Below are 2035 nucleotides of genomic sequence, written 5' to 3' on the forward strand. Positions count from 1 at the left end.
CAGATCAACAAGTTCTTAAAAGAGATGTCAATGTAGCGTAGCGAGGTAATGGAGTACCGATCAAAGTACATGATTACGTAGCTTTATTTTAAAGGTGGTGTCTAACAGACAACATAACAAAAAGAAGACTATTTTTAACAATAGTTAAAACTGGTCAGCATCTTACAACACATTTTACAATGGAGAGTTTGATCCTGGCTCAGGATGAACGCTAGCGGCAGGCCTAATACATGCAAGTCGAACGAGATTATCCAGCTTGCTGGATATGAAAGTGGCGCACGGGTGCGTAACGCGTATGCAACCTACCTTTATCTGGGGGATAGCCCGGAGAAATCCGGATTAATACCGCATAAAATCACAGGATGGCATTATCCAATGATCAAACATTTATGGGATGAAGATGGGCATGCGTGTCATTAGCTAGTTGGCGGGGTAACGGCCCACCAAGGCGACGATGACTAGGGGATCTGAGAGGATGGCCCCCCACACTGGTACTGAGACACGGACCAGACTCCTACGGGAGGCAGCAGTAAGGAATATTGGTCAATGGAGGCAACTCTGAACCAGCCATGCCGCGTGCAGGAAGACTGCCCTATGGGTTGTAAACTGCTTTTATCCGGGAATAAACCTATTTACGTGTAAATAGCTGAATGTACCGGAAGAATAAGGATCGGCTAACTCCGTGCCAGCAGCCGCGGTAATACGGAGGATCCAAGCGTTATCCGGATTTATTGGGTTTAAAGGGTGCGTAGGCGGCCTGTTAAGTCAGGGGTGAAAGACGGTAGCTCAACTATCGCAGTGCCCTTGATACTGATGGGCTTGAATGGACTAGAGGTAGGCGGAATGAGACAAGTAGCGGTGAAATGCATAGATATGTCTCAGAACACCGATTGCGAAGGCAGCTTACTATGGTCTTATTGACGCTGAGGCACGAAAGCGTGGGGATCAAACAGGATTAGATACCCTGGTAGTCCACGCCCTAAACGATGAACACTCGCTGTTGGCGATACACAGTCAGCGGCTAAGCGAAAGCGTTAAGTGTTCCACCTGGGGAGTACGCTCGCAAGAGTGAAACTCAAAGGAATTGACGGGGGCCCGCACAAGCGGAGGAGCATGTGGTTTAATTCGATGATACGCGAGGAACCTTACCCGGGCTTGAAAGTTAGTGAATGATCTAGAGATAGATCAGTGAGCAATCACACGAAACTAGGTGCTGCATGGCTGTCGTCAGCTCGTGCCGTGAGGTGTTGGGTTAAGTCCCGCAACGAGCGCAACCCCTATGTTTAGTTGCCAGCATGTAATGATGGGGACTCTAAACAGACTGCCTGTGCAAACAGAGAGGAAGGAGGGGACGACGTCAAGTCATCATGGCCCTTACGTCCGGGGCTACACACGTGCTACAATGGATGGTACAGAGGGCAGCTAGCCGGCAACGGTATGCGAATCTCACAAAGCCATTCACAGTTCGGATTGGGGTCTGCAACTCGACCCCATGAAGTTGGATTCGCTAGTAATCGCGTATCAGCAATGACGCGGTGAATACGTTCCCGGGCCTTGTACACACCGCCCGTCAAGCCATGGAAGTTGGGGGTACCTAAAGTATGTAACCGCAAGGAGCGTCCTAGGGTAAAACCGATAACTGGGGCTAAGTCGTAACAAGGTAGCCGTACCGGAAGGTGCGGCTGGAATACCTCCTTTCTGGAGTAGCACCGCCTACTCGCCACGCAACATGATATTTCTAAATAAGGTAGAAGGTAATAAGGTAGAAGGCTTAAGGCCACCATGCCATACCATATACTTTAAAAAACACAAGAGAAAAAAAGAAACACCCAGAAGACAACGGTGTGCCATAGCTTAAGTGCAAAGCATAACGGAACCTAAAGATGGGGAAAGCCAAAGGAAAGCAGTAGCGGTAAGATACTATATACTGCATACGATAGCCGACCTTAAATCAACAGTCCCGTAGCTCAGCCTGGTTAGAGCACTACACTGATAATGTAGGGGTCTCCAGTTCAAATCTGGACGGGACTACACG

1 tRNA gene and 1 rRNA gene are annotated in these 2035 nt (G+C 48.8%); both read left to right on the plus strand.

What is annotated here, in order from left to right:
- Positions 1-176: 176 nt before the first annotated feature.
- Positions 177-1698, plus strand: a 16S ribosomal RNA gene (locus AC07YT_RS24945).
- Between the two features lie 258 nt (positions 1699-1956).
- Positions 1957-2031 (plus strand) — tRNA-Ile (locus AC07YT_RS24950).
- The last annotated feature ends 4 nt before the right edge of the window (positions 2032-2035 follow it).

The organism is Pedobacter sp. GW460-11-11-14-TSB4, assembly GCF_059423705.1.